A 972-nucleotide genomic window follows, 5' to 3' on the forward strand; every position below is an offset into this window, starting at 1 on the left:
CTTGCCCTGCACGTTCTTGGAGAACTCCGAAAGCACGGCAAGAACGGTCTTCGGACCATCTTCCGGCATCACGCCATCGGGCGTGAACATGGCCTTGCCGTTTTCAAGCGCCTTCACATAGCCTTCCTTGTCGCCCACATAGAAGTCTTTCGGCATCTTGTCGGCAATCTCGGCTGCCGAATGCGTGTTGATGAAATGCAGCGTCTTGACGAAAGCATTCGCAAGCTTCTGCACCTCCTCCTTGTGATCCTTGACCCACGATTCCTGCATGTAGAGGGACGCGGCCGGATAGGTTCCGCCCAGAGCGGCCCTTGTTCCGTCCATCGTGCGCATGTCGATCAGAACCTTGGCCTCACCGGTCTTCAGGAGACGCGAGACCGTCGGCTCGGTCGTCATGCCGGCCTGAATGGCATCCTGCTGCATGGCAGCGATGAAGGTCTGGCCGGCACCAACCGGAACGGAAGTGAACTCCCCAAGCTTCAGGCCTGCCTTGATGGCCAGATACTGGGTCAGGAAGTTGGTCGACGAACCTAGGCCAGTAACGCCGAGGCTCTTGCCCTTGAAATCGGCGGCGGATTTGATTTCCGGATGTTTGGCCGACACCAGCTCGACTTCGCCCGGCGCCTGGCTGAACTGCACGACGGATTCGACGAACTTGCCCTTGCCCTGAAGATCGATGCAATGGTCGTAGAAGCCGACGACTCCCTGGACGGCGCCTGCCAGCATTTCATTTTCCGCATCGACGCCCGCAGGCTCGTTCAGAAGCTCGACGTTCAGCCCCTGTTCCTTGAAATAGCCAAGCCCTTCGGCAAGCTTGGCCGGCAGATAGATCTGCTTCTCATAACCGCCCACCATGATGGAAATCTTGTCAGCGGCATTGGCCGCAGTGGCAGCAAATCCGGCTGCGGCTATCGCAAGGGAAAAAGCCGCGGAATATCTGAGAATGCTGGATGCACGCATGAAGTCCTCCTC

1 protein-coding gene is annotated in these 972 nt (G+C 58.1%); it reads right to left on the reverse strand.

From position 1 onward, the window contains the following. Nucleotides 1-960, reverse strand: a 960-nt coding sequence (locus ACYJRZ_RS31910) for an ABC transporter substrate-binding protein (protein ID WP_459465533.1), incomplete at its 3' end; no start/stop codon positions are given. Between the last annotated feature and the right edge of the window lie 12 nt (nt 961-972).

Source organism: Rhizobium sp. No.120 (genome assembly GCF_054558365.1).